14 protein-coding genes are annotated in these 16,879 nt (G+C 41.5%); all 14 read right to left on the bottom strand.

The window, feature by feature from the left end; genetic code table 11:
* Positions 1-37: 37 nt before the first annotated feature.
* Positions 38-2,008, bottom strand: coding sequence for a heavy metal translocating P-type ATPase (locus CLV82_RS01440; protein ID WP_133642528.1), 1,971 nt, complete (start codon positions 2,006-2,008; stop codon positions 38-40).
* Positions 2,009-2,052: 44 nt separating this feature from the next.
* Positions 2,053-2,466 carry a Fur family transcriptional regulator gene (locus CLV82_RS01435; protein ID WP_133642527.1) on the bottom strand — a complete coding sequence of 138 codons (414 nt, stop codon included), beginning with the start codon at positions 2,464-2,466 and terminating at the stop codon, positions 2,053-2,055.
* Positions 2,463-3,101, bottom strand: coding sequence for a cation diffusion facilitator family transporter (locus CLV82_RS01430; RefSeq protein ID WP_133642526.1), 639 nt, complete (start codon positions 3,099-3,101; stop codon positions 2,463-2,465). Before CLV82_RS01430 ends, CLV82_RS01435 begins: the two co-directional genes overlap by 4 nt.
* 3 nt (positions 3,102-3,104) lie before the next feature.
* On the bottom strand, positions 3,105-4,301 hold the full coding sequence (locus CLV82_RS01425; protein WP_133642525.1) for an efflux RND transporter periplasmic adaptor subunit: 1,197 nt from the start codon (positions 4,299-4,301) through the stop codon (positions 3,105-3,107).
* A gap of 4 nt (positions 4,302-4,305) precedes the next feature.
* Positions 4,306-8,649 (bottom strand): CusA/CzcA family heavy metal efflux RND transporter, encoded by a 4,344-nt coding sequence (locus CLV82_RS01420; RefSeq protein ID WP_133642524.1) that lies wholly within the window; start codon positions 8,647-8,649, stop codon positions 4,306-4,308.
* A 125-nt stretch (positions 8,650-8,774) separates the two neighbouring features.
* Positions 8,775-9,083, bottom strand: a complete 309-nt coding sequence (locus tag CLV82_RS14960; protein WP_133642523.1) for a DUF6660 family protein — start codon at positions 9,081-9,083, stop codon at positions 8,775-8,777.
* A gap of 47 nt (positions 9,084-9,130) precedes the next feature.
* Positions 9,131-10,867, bottom strand: a complete 1,737-nt coding sequence (locus CLV82_RS01410) for an efflux RND transporter periplasmic adaptor subunit (protein ID WP_133642522.1) — start codon at positions 10,865-10,867, stop codon at positions 9,131-9,133.
* A gap of 4 nt (positions 10,868-10,871) precedes the next feature.
* Positions 10,872-11,363: a DUF305 domain-containing protein gene (locus tag CLV82_RS01405; protein WP_133642521.1), complete on the bottom strand. Its 492-nt coding sequence runs from the start codon at positions 11,361-11,363 to the stop codon at positions 10,872-10,874.
* 24 nt (positions 11,364-11,387) lie between these two features.
* Positions 11,388-12,095 (bottom strand): PepSY domain-containing protein, encoded by a 708-nt coding sequence (locus CLV82_RS01400; protein ID WP_133642520.1) that lies wholly within the window; start codon positions 12,093-12,095, stop codon positions 11,388-11,390.
* Position 12,096: 1 nt separating this feature from the next.
* Positions 12,097-12,681, bottom strand: a complete 585-nt coding sequence (locus tag CLV82_RS01395) for a DUF2911 domain-containing protein (RefSeq protein ID WP_133642519.1) — start codon at positions 12,679-12,681, stop codon at positions 12,097-12,099.
* Positions 12,682-12,700: 19 nt separating this feature from the next.
* Positions 12,701-15,202, bottom strand: a complete 2,502-nt coding sequence (locus CLV82_RS01390; RefSeq protein ID WP_133642518.1) for a heavy metal translocating P-type ATPase — start codon at positions 15,200-15,202, stop codon at positions 12,701-12,703.
* An 18-nt stretch (positions 15,203-15,220) separates the two neighbouring features.
* Positions 15,221-15,697, bottom strand: a complete 477-nt coding sequence (locus CLV82_RS01385; protein WP_133642517.1) for a nuclear transport factor 2 family protein — start codon at positions 15,695-15,697, stop codon at positions 15,221-15,223.
* A gap of 134 nt (positions 15,698-15,831) precedes the next feature.
* The gene (locus CLV82_RS01380; RefSeq protein ID WP_133642516.1) at positions 15,832-16,287 is read right to left on the bottom strand and encodes a heme-binding domain-containing protein; all 456 of its coding nucleotides are present in this window, start codon (positions 16,285-16,287) and stop codon (positions 15,832-15,834) included.
* On the bottom strand, positions 16,288-16,878 hold the full coding sequence (locus tag CLV82_RS01375; protein ID WP_133642515.1) for a DUF3347 domain-containing protein: 591 nt from the start codon (positions 16,876-16,878) through the stop codon (positions 16,288-16,290).
* Between the last annotated feature and the right edge of the window lies 1 nt (position 16,879).

The following is a 16,879-nucleotide window of genomic DNA, read 5'->3' as shown; positions in this document are numbered from 1 at the left end:
TGAAACTACTTTCATTTGCTCGGCCGTAATAAGCGTTCTAAGAATCCTGCCACTTCATTTTCTGCAATCTGACGGCATTGAGGATAGCAAGCAGCGCAACACCTACATCTGCAAAAACGGCTTCCCACATTGTTGCGAGACCACCTGCCCCGAGAATGAGGACTATAACCTTTACACCAAAGGCAAGCCCAATATTCTGCCAGACAATTCTTCGCGTTGAACGACCAATTTTAATCGCTCTTGCAATCTTACTGGGTTGGTCGGTCTGTATGATAACATCGGCTGTTTCTATAGCAACGTCGCTACCCAAACCACCCATTGCAATACCTACACCACTTGCTGCCAAAACGGGTGCATCATTAATACCATCACCAATAAATGCAACTTTGGTTTCGGGTTGCTTTTTGAGCTCTTCCACCTCATTCAGTTTATCTTCGGGTAACAACCCACCTTTTGCCCAATCGATGTTCAGCTCTTTTGCAACCTGTTGTGTAATTGAATCTTTGTCGCCTGATAGCATTATGATTTTTGAAATCCCTGCATCTCTAATTTGTTTAATGGCTTGGTGCGCATCATCCTTCAATTCATCTGCAATGGTTACATAACCTGCAAAATTTCCATCAATGGATACCATTACGATGGATTCTACAATACCATCTGTTTCTGAAGGAACTTCTATGTTGTTTGAAGTCATCAAAGCTTTGTTGCCTACCAACACCGTTTTCCCATTAACTGTTCCCTTCAATCCCTTTCCAGCAACCTCTGAAACATCAGTCGCTTCATAATCCGAACCGTCTGCTTTGTATTCGAGAATCGCTTTTGCAATAGGATGGGTAGATTGCTCTTCCATTGCCATCAAGTACTTCATAAATTCGGCTTCCTCAAATGTGATGGAATTGATTTCTTTGATTTTAAAAACCCCTTTGGTAACGGTTCCTGTTTTGTCCATTACGACCGTGTTTACTTGGGTCATTGCATCTAAAAAGGATGCACCTTTAAAAAGAATACCATTGCGCGATGCCGCACCCAAACCGCCAAAATAGCCGAGAGGAATAGAGATGACCAACGCACAAGGACACGAAATCACGAGGAATATCAATGCTCTATATAGCCAATCCCTAAACACGTAGTCATCTACAAAAAAGAAAGGTAGGAACGTAAGTCCGATGGCGAGGAATACAACAATAGGCGTATAAATTCGTGCAAATTTTCTAATGAACAATTCGGTCTTTGATTTTCTGGCAGTTGCATTTTGCACCATATCCAGAATTCGTGCAATGGAACTATCCTTAAATTCTTTAGTGGTTTCAATCTCGATTACACCATCAAGATTTATGCTTCCTGCAAAAACAGTATCACCTTTAGCAATCGTATCAGGTTTGCTTTCGCCTGTCAAGGCAGCAGTATTAAAAGAACCCTTTTCAGAAAGCAGAATACCATCAAGCGGAACTTTTTCGCCTACACGTACCTGTATCTTTTCACCGATTTCAACAGTCTCGGGATTTACTGAAACAAAGTCGCCATCACGATAAACCAAAGCTTCATTTGGTCTTACATCGAGTAAGGCTTTTATATTTCCTTTCGCACGGTTAACGGCCGCATTTTGGAAGAGTTCGCCCACAGCATAAAACAGCATTACGGCAACACCTTCGGGATATTCGCCAATGGCAAATGCACCTAAAGTGGCTATGGACATTAAGAAGAATTCCGTAAAAAAATCACCATTTTTAATACTTTTCCAGCCTTCTCTTATCACCGGAAAACCAACAGGGATATAGGCTACCGTGTACCATACTACGCGAATCCATCCTTTGAAGAAAGGAAACGCATCAAAGTAATCAATAGCGATTCCTGCTATCAACATCACAAAGCTGAAAATAGCTGGTAGATAGGTTCTAAAATTTGAAATTTCTTCAGGGCTGCTATGGTTATGGCCGTCATCGTGACTGTGCTCGCCTGAATGCTTATTAGTGTCTATATCCCGTAGGTTTATTTTTTTCTTTTTCATATTGTAAAATTCTTTAAATTAAGTATGCAACGGAAGTACATTGATTATCCACTACACTTCTCGCAAATACCTTTGAGCACCAAATTGGCATCTTCGGCGACATAACCATCGGGTAAGTTGATATGCGGGATTTTTTGTTCCGTTAAACAAACCGTTTCGTCACAGTTAGTGCAATGAAAATGCAAGTGCAAATCTTGTTCAAGTTCACAGTTGCAACCCGGTTCGCACAATGCAAATTTCGAAATATGGGTGCCATCATCTATCTGGTGTACGATACCTTTTTGCTCAAAGGTTTTGAGGGTGCGGTACAGAGTAGTCCTGTCCGCTTTCGCGAAAACGTTCTCGATATTCGTGAGCGCAACCGCAATTTCTTTTTCGGCCATATACTTATAAATCAATATGCGCATTGCCGTGGGGCGAACCCCATTGTCATTCAATCTTTTTTCTATTTCTTTCATTTCTTATCGATGCTGTTTTTGATTTTTTGTGCCTTGGAAAATGCTTTCAAACCCTCTTTTGCCGCATATGGCACTATCAACAATGCCGCAACGGGGTCGGCCCACCACCAGCCCAGCCATTTCACGAGCAATAGGCCTATTAGTACTACTACGGTTTGATATAGACAGATAAAAGTATCCTTGGCATCTGCAAGCAGAGCAGGGCTATCCAGTTTATGTCCGTACTTTCTTTTGTAATAAATCAAAAATGGATTTACCACTAAGGAAACTATCAGTATACCAATACCCACCGTAGACCAAGATGCCGTTTCTTGACTTATTAATTTTGAAATAGAATCATAGGATATGAAAATGCAGATGAGGGCAAAGGATATTGCGATGACATAAAGGGTTGTCATTTTTCTTTGCTCTACACGCTTTTCATCCAGACCCTTGATTTCGCCGTGCAATCGCCAACCGAGCGTTCCTGCACTAATGACTTCGATGGTGCTGTCCAATCCCCAGCCTATTAATGCTGAACTGTTTGCCGTGAATCCGGCTATAAGCGATACGACCACCTCGATAATGTCATAGATGACATTCCATATCTGAAGCGTTCTTGCTTCCTTTAAATTTTGTTTTCTTTTTTTGTCCATTTTTTAATGTCCTTCTTCCTCGTTTTCCCCTTTTTTCATTTCTGCCATTAAGTAGTAGGCGTTATTAAAGGCATACTTAGTATTTGGTTCTTGTTCCATTAGAAAATCAATGGCAATCCAATCGCCATCGTGAGTTCCTTTTATGATTTCCACGGGCATAAACTTCCAATCCTCGCCTTCCTTTTTTGCTGAAAACACAAAGGACTTTTCGCCATCGGCTGCAATGGCACTTTCAGGAATAGCCGTGGTCATTGTATTGTTGGTTTGGATGCGCCCTTGAATATACATTCCTGGTATCAGGTTGCCTTCCTTGTTCTCGATTTCGGCGTGTACGTGTATCGCTTTGGGGTTCTGCTCAAAAGTTTTTCCTACGGAATAAATTTCCGCTGTCAGTTCCTTTCCCGGAATGGATTGGACATTGAACCGCACGGTTTGTCCTTCCTTTACTTTGTACACATCCTTTTCAAACACCATCAAATCGGCGTGTACGTGATGGGTGTCCACGATTTCCATTAGGTCGGTTTGAGGTTCTACATATTGTCCTGTTTTAACCTCTACTTTTTCCACAAAGCCTTGAATAGGACTTCGTAGCGCAACCCTTTGATAAATAGTGCCATTTCTCACACCTGATGCACTAACATTTAATTGTTGTAATTGTGCTTCCAAACCGTTCACCATACTTCGGGAAGCTTGATATTCCGCTTCTGCTTTTTGGAAATTGGCACCGCTGCCCACACCTGCATCATAAAGAGTTTTTTGGCGTTCGTATTCCTTTTTGAGAAACTGACTGTTACTATATGCATTGAGGTAATCCGTCTGTTTCTGAATAATATTGGGATGTGACAGATAGGCCACCGTCTGACCTTTGTTGACCTTATCGCCCTCGATGACCTCTATAGAAACCACGTTCGCACCCACTACTGTAGTGATGGTCGCTTCATTTTGTGGCGGAACTTCCAATTGACCGTTCGCTTCTACGTATCCGCTCATATTGCGCTGGGCAAGCGTATCGACTTCCATTTGTAGGACATCATACTGTTTAGCAGTAAGTGTTACTATTTCATCTTCTTTAGAGTGATTTTCTTCTGTTTCTGAATGTGTTGCATCATCGTGGTCGCTTTCGGTTTTTGACTCGCCACAACTAATTATTGTCAATGCCATAAGCATTGCGGTAATCGGTATATATTTTAATTTTTTCATCTTTTTAGTTTTGAAAGTATTGTAGTTCAAACAAGGCATCTAAATAATTGTCAAGCGCATCGAGCGCATCCATTTCGGTGTTTATGGCATCACGTATAATCTGCGTGAATGCAGCATAATCCACCGCACCTTCCTTGTAGGCAAGTAACGCACCCTTACGCTGTTCTTCTGCAAGTGGCAGAGCTTTATCCCTGTAAAACTGCCAAGATGTTTTCCATTTTTGATAGGCTTGTACTGCCTGCTGAAATTCAGATTGTAGTTGGCGTTGGGTATAGTCCGCATTTGTCTTTGCGATTTCGCTATCGATTTTAGCGGCTTTGGCTTGACTGCGCTGGGTGCCCGAAAACAACGGGACGGAAATCCCTGCCTGATAGGTATAAAATCCGTTATCGCCATTGACCTGTTGCAATCCACCTTGAAGGTTTAATTTAGGAAGTAGCTCGGCACGAGCGGCATTATAGTTTGCTTCGGCTTCATCGATGCGCCTTTGTGAAAGTTCCAACTCTGGATGTCTTTCTAAATTCGCACCCAATCCCAATACTGCCACCTCATTTTCTTCAAACGAATCTGGTACAGAATAAAAAATGTCAGTTGCCAGCCAGAGATTTAGCTTTTGCAGGGCAATGGCATAATCGCTTTCGGCCTGTTGCAGTTTGTTACTTATTTGCAATGCTTGGTTTTTAGCCGATGAATATTCCAATCTGGAAATGGCTTCTACTTCAAAGTTGAGTTGGATTGCGGTTTCAAACTGTGAATAAATGGAATCCAGCTCGCGGTACAGTTCAAATTTCTGTCGCTGTTGGTATGCCTGCGACCAAGCCTTTTTCACTTCCTGTTCCACTTGCAATTCAGACAGGTCGAGAGCGGTTTCGGCCAAAGCTATTCGTTGTTTTTGAAGTCGCTTTTTTGCACCGATACCCAAGAGGTCTAAATTTTGTTGCCCTACACCAACTAAAGTATATATACCTTGACCATCTGTTATTTCTTCGCCACCCGTAAAAACTTGGGTGTTCCCAAAATCATAAGCAATACCTTTAAGTGCGTTCTGTCGTTGAATTTCCAACTGTTTCGTTTTCAATAACGGATAGTTTTCCTTGGAAATTTCTACTGCTCTTTCCAATGAAACAATTGGTAAAGAATCTTGAGGTTGGACTTGTTGTGCTTTCGCGAAAGCGGAAGTGAATAAAAGGCAGACCACGGCTGTTGCGGTAACAAATTTTGGATTGAATTTCTTCTTCCGTTCCGACCGTTTTTCGACCCATTGGTAAAAGATGGGAAGGATAAAGAGCGTCAGAAGCGTTGATGTTATCAATCCACCGATTACCACGGTCGCCAAGGGTCGCTGCACTTCAGCACCTGCCGAAGCTGATATCGCCATCGGAAGAAATCCTAAAATATCGGTAAAGGCCGTCAGCATAATGGGACGTATTCTGCGTTTTGTACCTTCAATTATTCGGTCTTTTAAATTGGTCACGCCTTCTTCCTTCAATTCATTTAGACCGCTAATCATTACCAGTCCGTTCAGGACGGCAACACCAAAGAGGACGATAAAGCCGACCCCTGCGGAAATACTGAAAGGCATATCCCGAAGCCATAGTGCGAATACACCGCCAATGGTCGCCATCGGGATGGCCAAGTAAATCATCAAGGTCTGCGGAAAGGATTTTAATGCGAAATAAATCAAGATAAAAATCAACAATAAAGCAATCGGGACCACAGTCTGTAATCGCTCGCTTGCTCTTTCAAGATTTTCAAATGCACCACCATACCGAATAAAATAGCCTGGTGGTAATTCAAGATTTGCGTCCAGTTTATCCTTAATCTCGTTAACTAATGATTCCACATCACGTCCGCGCACATTTACACCCACGTAGGTTCTTCGGTTGGTATTGTCCCGGCTTATCTGCATCGGACCTGGTTCGTATTCGATTGTGGCCAGTTCTTGAAGCGGAATCTGCGAGCCGTTAGGCAAATTGATGTACAGATTTCTGATGTCATTGATGTCAGTACGGTTCTGCTCGTCGAGCCGAACCACTAAGTCAAAACGCTTTTCGCCTTCAAAAATGACCCCTGCATATCCACCCGCAAAAGCGGACTGTACCATTGTATTGAGTTGGTCGATACTCACACCATACTGTGCCAGTTTGTTGCGATTGTATTTAATGGTCATTTGGGGCAATCCAGAAGTTGCTTCTGCCCTCATATCGCCTATACCTTCAGTACCCGCTATGATTTTTGTAATCTCATCGGCCTTTGCAGCAAGTACGTCTATATCCTCACCATAAATTTTAATGGCAACATCTTCTCGAATACCCTCTAACAGTTCATTAAAGCGCATTTCGATTGGTTGGGTAAACTCATAATTTACGCCCGGGATAATGCTTACCGCTTCCTTCATTTTATCAATAAGTTCATCCTTATCATCGGCAGACACCCATTCATCTTGGGGTTTTAGAATAACAAATACATCAGCGAAATCCATTGGCATCGGGTCTGTGGGCACTTCGGCCACACCGATACGGCTTACAATTTTCTCAACTTCCGGAAATTCGGCCTTTATGATACGCTCAACTTTAGTAGTGGTCTCAATCGTTTCGCTTAGTGAGCTTCCGGGTTTAAGTATGGTGTGAAATGCAATATCGCCTTCATCCAGTTGGGGAATGAATTCGCCACCCATTCTTGTAAACATAAAAACGGTTAGGGCAAATATGGCGACGGCAATACCCACAATCCATTTTCCCTTGTTTAAAGTCTTGACCAAAAGTGGTTCATACTTCCGCTGTACCCAATGCACGAAACGGTCGCCCCAAGATTTTTTTTCCGTCTTGGGTGGTTTTAAAAATAGTGCGGACATCATTGGAACGTATGTCAGGCAAAGAAACATAGCACCAATCATTGCAAATATGAATGTGAGCGCCATTGGTTTAAACATTTTGCCCTCGATGCCTTCCAAAGCCAGTATGGGCAAGAACACAATTAGAATTATCAATTGCCCAAAGAAGGCGGCATTCATCATTTTCTTTGATGCATTTGCGGCTATCTCATCACGTTTTTCCTTGTTTAAAGACTTCTTTTTTAGGATGTAGCTTCCCATTAAGAATACGCTGGCTTCCACGATGATGACCGCCCCATCTACGATGATACCAAAATCGATAGCACCTAAACTCATCAAGTTCGCCCATACGTCAAAAACGTTCATTAGTATAAAAGCGAACAATAGCGATAAAGGGATAGTCGAAGCCACAATAAGACCACCACGCCAGTTTCCTAAAAGGAAAACAAGTACGAAAATCACGATAAGCGCACCTTCGAGTAGATTGTTACGCACCGTGCCGGTTGTTTCACTTATAAGCTTACTTCTATCCAATAAGGGCTGAATGACAACCCCTTCAGGAAGGGATTTCTGTATTTCGGCCATCCGGTCTTTCACACGTACAATAACCTCGTTTGAGTTTGCCCCTTTGAGCATCATAACAAGACCGCCAACGACCTCACCTTCGCCGTCCTGCGTCAAAGCCCCATAGCGCACGGCAGAACCAAAGCGCACATCTGCAACATCACTTATGGTAATGGGCACACCATTTTCATTTTTGATGACGATTTTTTTAATATCATCAAGGCTTCGCACCAAACCTTCACCTCGAATGAAGTTCGCCTGATGGTTTTTCTCAATGTACGCACCACCTGTATTTTTATTGTTCGCTTCCAATGCTTCGAACACATCGGTAATAGTAAGGCCGATTGCCTTTAATTCATTAGGGTCGACGGCCACCTCATATTGCTTTATTTTTCCGCCGATGGCATTAATTTCTACAACACCAGGCACCATTGCCATTTGCCGTTGCACAATCCAATCTTGCATTGTACGTAAATCGGATAATGAATATTTATCTTCAAATTCAGGTTCTACCTTTAAGGTATATTGGTACACTTCCCCCAAACCTGTTGAAATTGGCCCCATACTTGGCTGTCCAAAACCCTCTGGGATTTGTTCACGTACTTCGGTCAGTTTTTCAGAAACAAGTTGACGCGGTAAATAGGTACCCATATCATCGTCAAAAACGACGGTTACTACGGAAAGGCCAAAGCGGGACACCGAACGAATTTCCTTTACATTGGGCAAGTTGCTCATTGCAACTTCGACGGGATAGGTTACGAATTGCTCAATATCTTCCGTTCCCAGATTAGGGGATTGTGTGATGACCTGTACTTGGTTATTAGTAATATCCGGCACGGCATCAATGGGCACTTGGGTCATACTATATATACCAGCACCAATCAATGCCAGCGTGAGCAGACCGATTATAAATTTGTTATTGATTGAAAAATCAATGATTCTATTAATCATAGATAAGGGTGTTAATTCAGTTGAAATTTTGGTTCTATACATTGAATTAAATGCAATGCACAATGTTGACGAATCCAATAGATGGACACGTCAAAACAGGATATAGTTATCCTATTAAAACTGAATTATGCCTTAGGGGGCTGAAAAAGGGAATGGGGAATATCTTTGCCGAGGTCATCAAAATGGACAAAGAATTCGTGTGGAATAGCAGGCTGTAGCGGTTGAAATGCAACAAGCCCAAAATTTATCGTGTGAACGTGGCAGCAATGACATTGGCAAAAAGGCGAGCATAACTCACAGTCTTGGTCGTGGTCGCCATCAATATCTATTACCGTAACAACTTGGGTGTCATCGGCACTATTTGTCGCATCGCTACAAGGCACTACATTGAGTGCCAAGAAATAAAACGATAAAATGATTGCTACAACTTTCACAATGCAAAGATAAAAATATTTTGGTGCAACTGTGTTGCAAATGATTTTTACAACGAATCAATCACACTTCCGCAAGTCAACATTGCATCGCCATAGTATGGATTTCTTATTTCTTCTTCCATACTTAACCATACCGCACCTTTATTGTTATTTGCCATAGGGCATTTCTGAATGTAATAATTTGTCGAGTTTTCTATGCTCATTGCAATAGGCACGATATTCTCGTTTAGAATGACGAAGTGAGCGCGCTGGTTTTCCAGAATGTCATTGTTTGCAATGGCATCCAGCATCTCAATACTTTTGGTTAAATGTTGTTTTTCCATCGTACCTAAATCATCAGTCGATATTGCTTTTAATTTTTCTGATGTCGCTTTCGCGAAAGCGGAAACTTGACTTGCATCGCTTGCTACAAGGGCATCTTTCATTTTGAGATATGATGGTAATGCTTTGTCGAAATCAGAACTAAACGCATCGCTGAAACTCATTTCCATATCGCCGATCATTGCTGATTCGTCCTGCATCATTTGCTGATTCATCATTGATTTTTTACCCTGTAATTGTGCTGCTGCATCTACCGTGAAAGTTCCATTGGTTACTATTTCATCGCCATTATTTAATCCGGAAGATACTTGGTAAGTTTCGCCAGAGCGATTGCCCAAGGTCACTTCGCGCATTTCAAACACAGGCTCGTTAGGATTGGTTTTAACATATACCAATGAGCGCTCGCCTGTCCATAGTACAGCACTTGCAGGTACGGCAAGTGTATTTTCCATAGTTTGCGTTGCGCCTTTAACCTTACCTGTAACAAACATTCCTGGTTTAAATAGGTCGTCTCTATTTTGAAGGGTTGCACGTACCGTTACCGTTCGTGTCGCATTATTTAAAATTGGGTCAATAAATGAAATTGTTCCCTCAAATTCTTTATTTGGATAGGCATTGGTCGTGATGTTGATTTTTTGCCCAATATTGAACTGTGCTATCTGATTTTCATAAGCATCAAATTCTGCCCAAACCGAATTCAAGTTGCTCAACTTCACAATAGGCTGTCCTTGATTTACATAATCGCCCTGTGCTGCCATTACTTCTGATACCGTTCCGGAAACCGTTGCATAAATCGGAAAGTTCTCACGCACGCTGCCACTTTCCTCAATAGCATTGATTTGTGTATCTGAAAGTTTCCAGTTTTTTAACTTGTTGCGAACGGCTTTGTATAAAGCGGGTTGCGATGCTTTGAGCGATGCTGCGGTAATCAGTTCCTGCTGTGCCGCTACAAGGTCTGGTGCGTAAATGGTTGCCAATAGCTGACCACGGTTTACTTGCTGTCCTTCATAGTTAACGTTGAGTTGTTCTATCCTTCCTTTAAAATAGCTGGATTGTACGGTATTGTTTTCTTCGTTTGCAGCTATTTTTCCCGAAAGGAAAATCATCCCGTCATCATCGCTTGTTTCTGCATTACCCACAATGGTAGTTTGAATATTTGCTAATGCCATAGCATTTTCGGTCATTTTTATCTCGTTTGCTGCGAGACCTTCTGCACCAGTTTCAGCAGGGATTAAGTCCATCCCACATATTGGGCAATCACCAGCTTCGGGTTGCATAATCTGTGGATGCATTGAGCACGTCCACATCTGGTCTGCACTCTCGCCAGAGTGGTCGTGTTGATCAGACATATCGGATATATCCTTATTTGCCATAGTATCACTTGACCCGTTTCCAAAAATGAGCCAGCCTGCGCCCAAACCTATTATTATGGCTATTGCTATATATAAAATGTTCTTATTCATAATCTTATTTTTCGTTTTCTAAACGTTCAATCATTTCTTTCATTTCGGCGATTTCCCTTCGTTGTGCCTTAATGATTTCTTCAGCCAGTTTTTTAACTTCAGGGTCTTCAATATCTGCACGTTCACTTGTTAAAATTGCAATGGAATGGTGTGGTATCATTGCTTTCATCCAAAGTACATCGCCTACGGTTGACTTTTGGTCACGTACGAGTCCTAATGCACTTACAAAGAGAACGATACTTCCCAAGACTATGGCGATATTCTTCTTTTTATTTTGGTACATACCACGCATTGCCACAAACATAATGATGGCCATAGCTGCGATACCAAGGCAGACCATATAAAACCTCGTTAGGCTAAACCAAACGTGGTCCCATTCATAAGTGTTTAAATACATCGTAATGTACATTGCTACAAAAGAGCAAGCGAGCATCGCTACAAAACGTGTGTAATGGTTTTTTGATTTTCCTGAATTTTTGTGTTCGTTTGAATTCATAATTTTTGGTTTTTTTGTTACTAATTATTTAATTTTCTTTTTTAGTTTTCTGATTGATGGGGAACTGATGTACCACAAAACGAAACCGCTTAAGACGGTTATCAACCCCAAAAGTGAAAATGCCCTTAACAACAACGTGTTGAAATTATCCCTTCCCTGATAATCCATTGTATGGGTCATCCAAAGAAAATCAAACCAGCGCCAATCCCTGTGTCTCACCGTTTGAAAAGCGCCATTCTCAACCGCCACATATGCTTTTAAATTTTGTGGTGTCTCATACAAGATTTCATAAGCTGGAAGTGGGCGACCGCGATATTCGTGATGTGGCCCTACAGAATCGACTAATTGAATTTTTGCTATTTCTAAATCGTCCAACATATACCTATTTGCAACTTGTTGTGCCTCTTTTTTAGAAATTCCATTTTTCCTTTGTCCCGTTCTTGCATTATAAAGCTGTGCTTCATTAATCCAATAATAAGGTTCATTTGCGATTTCCAGCAGTTCCAAAGATTGTACGGATTCTTTTGTAGCCAGTTGGGATGTGCCGAGCAAATTATCAAAAGAGGTCTGCACAGGTGCTGCTTTCTTAAAATGGTCGCCGTGTATCTCGTCGATGTCTGTCCAGCTGAAATACATCCCACTAATCGTCCACATCAGAAACTGAATACCTAAAAAAACACCCAAATAGCGGTGTGCTTTTCTAATCCATTTCGCTGTTTTTCTATTTACCATTTTACTTTATTTCAAAAGGAAATTCAATCGTTACTTTTTCCCAACTCATTGAGATTGTTCCTGAAGTCTCTGTTGTTTTGTTTACTTTATACTCTAAATGTTCTTTGATATCTTCAGAAGTTTTAGGTGTTACTTTGAATCGTAATACATCATCATTTTCAGTATAGTCGTCCTTACCGTGTTGGTTCCAATTCCTGTTGAAAATGACAGTCCATTCTTCCTGATTCGGAATTACAAAAAACCCGTATTTTCCAGCTTTCAATTCTTTACCGTCGATTTCTAAATCCTTATTTGTTTCAAGCCAAGTAGCCATATGGGCACCAGCCTGCCAGACTTGGTCGTAAGCCAACAATCCACCGAAAATAATTCTATCCCTTACGCCTGGCGACGAATAATCTATATGGATATGAGCATCACCTATCATAGCCATTGCCGATGTGTGTGGACTTAGGGTTTTTTTGTTCTCAGATTTAGGTTCACTCTGGGTATGATTGTGCTCTGTCTCTATTTTGGTATTATTCTTTTCTTCATTTTTACATCCGCTGACAGCAACTACCAATAGGATTATCAAAATTTTATATTTCATAAGTATTTAATTAGTTAGATTATATGTTTTTACTTTTTAGACGTAATGAGTTGGCAATTACCGATACCGAACTGAAGCTCATCGCCAAAGCCGCAATCATTGGCGATAAGAGTATTCCAAAAAACGGATACAGTAGTCCTGCTGCAATAGGGATACCCAGCGTGTTATAAATCATTGCAAAAAAGAGGTTTTGTTTGATATTGCGCATTACTGCATCACTTAGATTTCTTGCCTTTACGATACCGTGTAAATCGCCTTTCACCAAGGTAATGGCTGCACTTTCAATGGCAACATCCGTACCTGTTCCCATTGCGATACCTACATCACTTTTAGCGAGTGCAGGTGCATCATTGATACCATCGCCTGCCATTGCAACCACCTTGCCTTGCTCTTGTAATTTCTCGACTTCCTGCAATTTGTTTTCTGGTAGCATACTTGCTTGAAAATCGGCAAGGTTAAGCTCATCTGCGACAGCTTGGGCGGTGTCGTGATTATCACCAGTAAGCATAATGACCGCAATTCCCTTATTCTGCAAATCCTTGATAGCTTTTGCACTCGTTTCCTTGATTTTGTCGCCGATAACGACGTAGCCTACAACTTGACCTTCTACAGCGAGATAGGAAACCGTTTTCCCTTGTTTTTGGTAGGATTGTGCCTCGTTTTCCATAGCTTCGGTAAGTGTAGCATTTGCCTGTTCCATCATTTTGGCGTTACCTAAAGCCACTTCTTTATTGTTCACTTCACCTTCAACGCCTTTTCCAGTTACTGCGTTAAATCCATCTGCTTTTAAAAACTCTGCGTTTTGTTCTTTTCCATATTTTACGGTGGCTTCCGCCAGCGGATGTTCACTTTGGCTGTTCAAGGAAACAATGTATTGTAGTACTTCGGTTTCGGTAAACCCCTTCTCAAAAGAACCCACTTTCTCAACTGTAGGTTTTCCTTCAGTTATCGTTCCGGTCTTATCGACAATGAGAGTATCGACCTTATCCATTTTTTCAAGGGCTTCGGCATTTTTAATAAGCACACCATTCTGCGCACCTTTGCCAACGCCGACCATTACAGACATTGGTGTCGCAAGCCCCAAAGCACAGGGACAGGCGATAATTAATACGGCAATCGCATTGACCAAAGCATAAACATAGGCTGGCTCTGGGCCCCAAATTGCCCAAACGGCAAATGTAACAACAGCGATTATAACAACGATTGGCACGAAATATCCCGAAACGGTATCGGCCAACTTTTGGATGGGTGCACGGCTTCGACTGGCATCATTGACCATCTGTATAATCTGTGATAACAAAGTGTCAGACCCAACCTTTTCAGCTTTCATCAAAAAGGACTGATTGCCATTGATAGTTCCGCTACTTACTTTATCATCTACTGATTTGTTTACAGGAATGGGTTCGCCCGTAATCATCGATTCATCTATAGAAGTTTCGCCTTCGGTAATAACGCCATCCACAGGAATCTTATCGCCCGGCTTTACACGCAGAATATCACCCAATTCAATTTCATCGATGGCCACTTCCTGTTCCTCGCCATCAACTACCTTTACAGCCTTGTTAGGTGCCAATTTTAAAAGTTCCTTGACTGCGGAATTGGTCTTGCTATGCGCACGAGCTTCCAGAACCTGCCCAAGCAATACCAAAGTTAGAATGACCGTTGCCGCTTCAAAATAGACGTGAACGGTACCTGCCTCGGTCTTGAATTGGTCTGGGAAAAAATCGGGAACGAGCATCCCGAACACGCTGAACAGCCAAGCAACACCTGCACCGATACCGATAAGCGTAAACATATTTAAGTTCCACGTCTTTATACTGCGGTAGGCACGTTCAAAGAACATCCAAGTAGCGTAGAATACCACAGGGATAGAGAGCGCAAATTGAATCCAATTCCAATAGTTTAATTCTAAAACATCATATAATGGATTGTTGGGCAGCATTTCGGACATTGCAATGATAAAAATGGGCAATGTGAAAGCGACCGCTATCCAGAACTTTTTAAGCAGTTTTTTATAGGTCTTTTCTTCTGCGGATAAATCGGGTTCCATAGGAACTAAATCCATCCCACAAATTGGACAGCTTCCCGGTTCATCCTTAATAATTTCGGGATGCATCGGACAGGTATATTGGGTGTCGGAAGTAGCCGTTAGGTTCACTTCTTCAACCAAATCCATCCCGCAAACAGGACAATCGCCTGGTTTGTCGTAAGTCTTGTCGCCCTCGCAATGCATCGGGCAATAGAACGTTCCCGTTCCTTTGCCTTTGGGTTTATCTACTTTCTTCTTATCGTGGGTATGATGATGTTCCCCATTCTGATGGATGCTGTATTGCCCACCGTTCGTTTTCAGCGCCTCTTGAAATTTTTCGATGGGAATATGGGATTGCATTTCAATGGTCGCTTCGGCTTTTTCTAAATTGACAGTTGCATTGGTAACACCTTCAACTTTAGAGAGCGTTTCTTCTACGTGCGTTCTACAACCATTACAGGTCATTCCGTGTATGTGATAGGTGTGTGTCATTTTATGATTGGCTAAAAATTATTTAACATTTCTGGATGATGAATGTGTTTTAACTATCTGCCATTTATCATCTATCTTCTTAAGGATAGAAGTCGCCACCCCTTTTTTCTTTATAGTTCGGGTATTGCCATTATCATCGGGATTGAGAACTATGGTATAGACGTAAGTTTCGGTAGTAAATGCATAGGGCAAATCTACTTCTGCATCAATTTCATAATCTGAAAATTCAAACTTCTTGAAGTGTCCTAATTCTGGTCCCAAATGGTGTTCTATATAGTGCGCATAGGAACCCTCAACACCACCGGACTCAAAAACTTCCGAGTCGTTTGTGAACAACTCAAAGGTACCTTCAGTCGTTAGGTTTTGCAGCGCATCCTTATAGGTTTTCATTACTTTAAGTACGGCTTGCTTTTCTGTGTTTGTATCTTGTCCGAACACTTGGCTTGTTGCTATTATAATTAATGCGAATATTGTAGTTTTTCTAAGTGCATTCATCCTGTTTGTTTTTAAGGGTTTTTATTCAAATTCATTTATGTCATTATTCATTTTTCTAATATTTTTTATTGTGCCTGACAAGGGAAGGGCTACTAACTAACCAACCATCAACTTTCCCTTCCCATATCAGGACTTTATTCCAAACTGTCTTTTAACGCTGTCATATAATCTATTATCACCCTCTTATCTTCATCTGAAAGAATTGCATCCTTGTGAATGAGTGTATAAGAATCCAATGGCATTTTATCTTCTTCAATTTGGCTTATGATAGACCGAAGTTTACTGTTCTTTCGCCGGTCTGAATATTCTGCCCATTCATTAAAATTAAGTTCGTCCTTACCTTCTTGTATGTGGTCTTCCAGATACCAAGCCGCAGGCTGTATCTTACTATACCACGGATAATCTGTATTATTACTGTGGCAATCGTAGCAAGAAACCTGCAACCGATTTTTTATCGTTGCAGGCACTTGATTTTCGACCATAAAATCACTTTGCGGTACAGTATCGCTCTCGTTCAGGGTTATTGGAAAGAACTGAATCACTATCAATGCCACAAGGGCAAGCCACGCTATGATTTTTATAAACTTCAATTAGTTGATTTCACGCTGTACTTTACCGCATTTCAACATTTTGTCACCGAAATAGGGGTTTCTAATTTCTTCGTTCATACTAAGCCAAGCACCACCCTCATTATTCTTATACATAGGGCAGAATTGCTCGTATATCTTCATCTCAGTTCCGGTAATGGCAACCATATCGGTAACATCCTTGCTTAATATCTTAAAGTGCTCACGTTGGTGTGCCATATCACTTTCTGAAATGTGTTCTGCGTGTTCAATTGCGTCTTCCAAAATATCCTTGAGTTCTTGTTGCTCGTTATCTGAATAGCTCGATGCATCAAAACTGCCTAAAGTGCTTGCCAGCGTGGCACCCAATTGTTTTGCTTTGTCATTATTCGTCTCGACAAGTGCATCTTTTAGTTTAAAGTAGTCTTGTAGGACTGCTTTTGCATCTTGGTTGTCATTCATTGCCATATTGTCTTTGTCATCCATAGATTCTTGGTGCATCTCGTTGCTCATAGGTGCAGCAGGTTCATTTTTGTTTCCATCCTTGCAGGAAACCGTTAACACCATTATAGCAGCAAGTGCCATTGTACCTATTGTTCTTTTTACTGTTTTCATT

The organism is Zeaxanthinibacter enoshimensis, assembly GCF_004362865.1.
Lineage (GTDB): Bacteria > Bacteroidota > Bacteroidia > Flavobacteriales > Flavobacteriaceae > Zeaxanthinibacter > Zeaxanthinibacter enoshimensis.
This window is presented reverse-complemented; position numbering and strand designations above follow the sequence as displayed.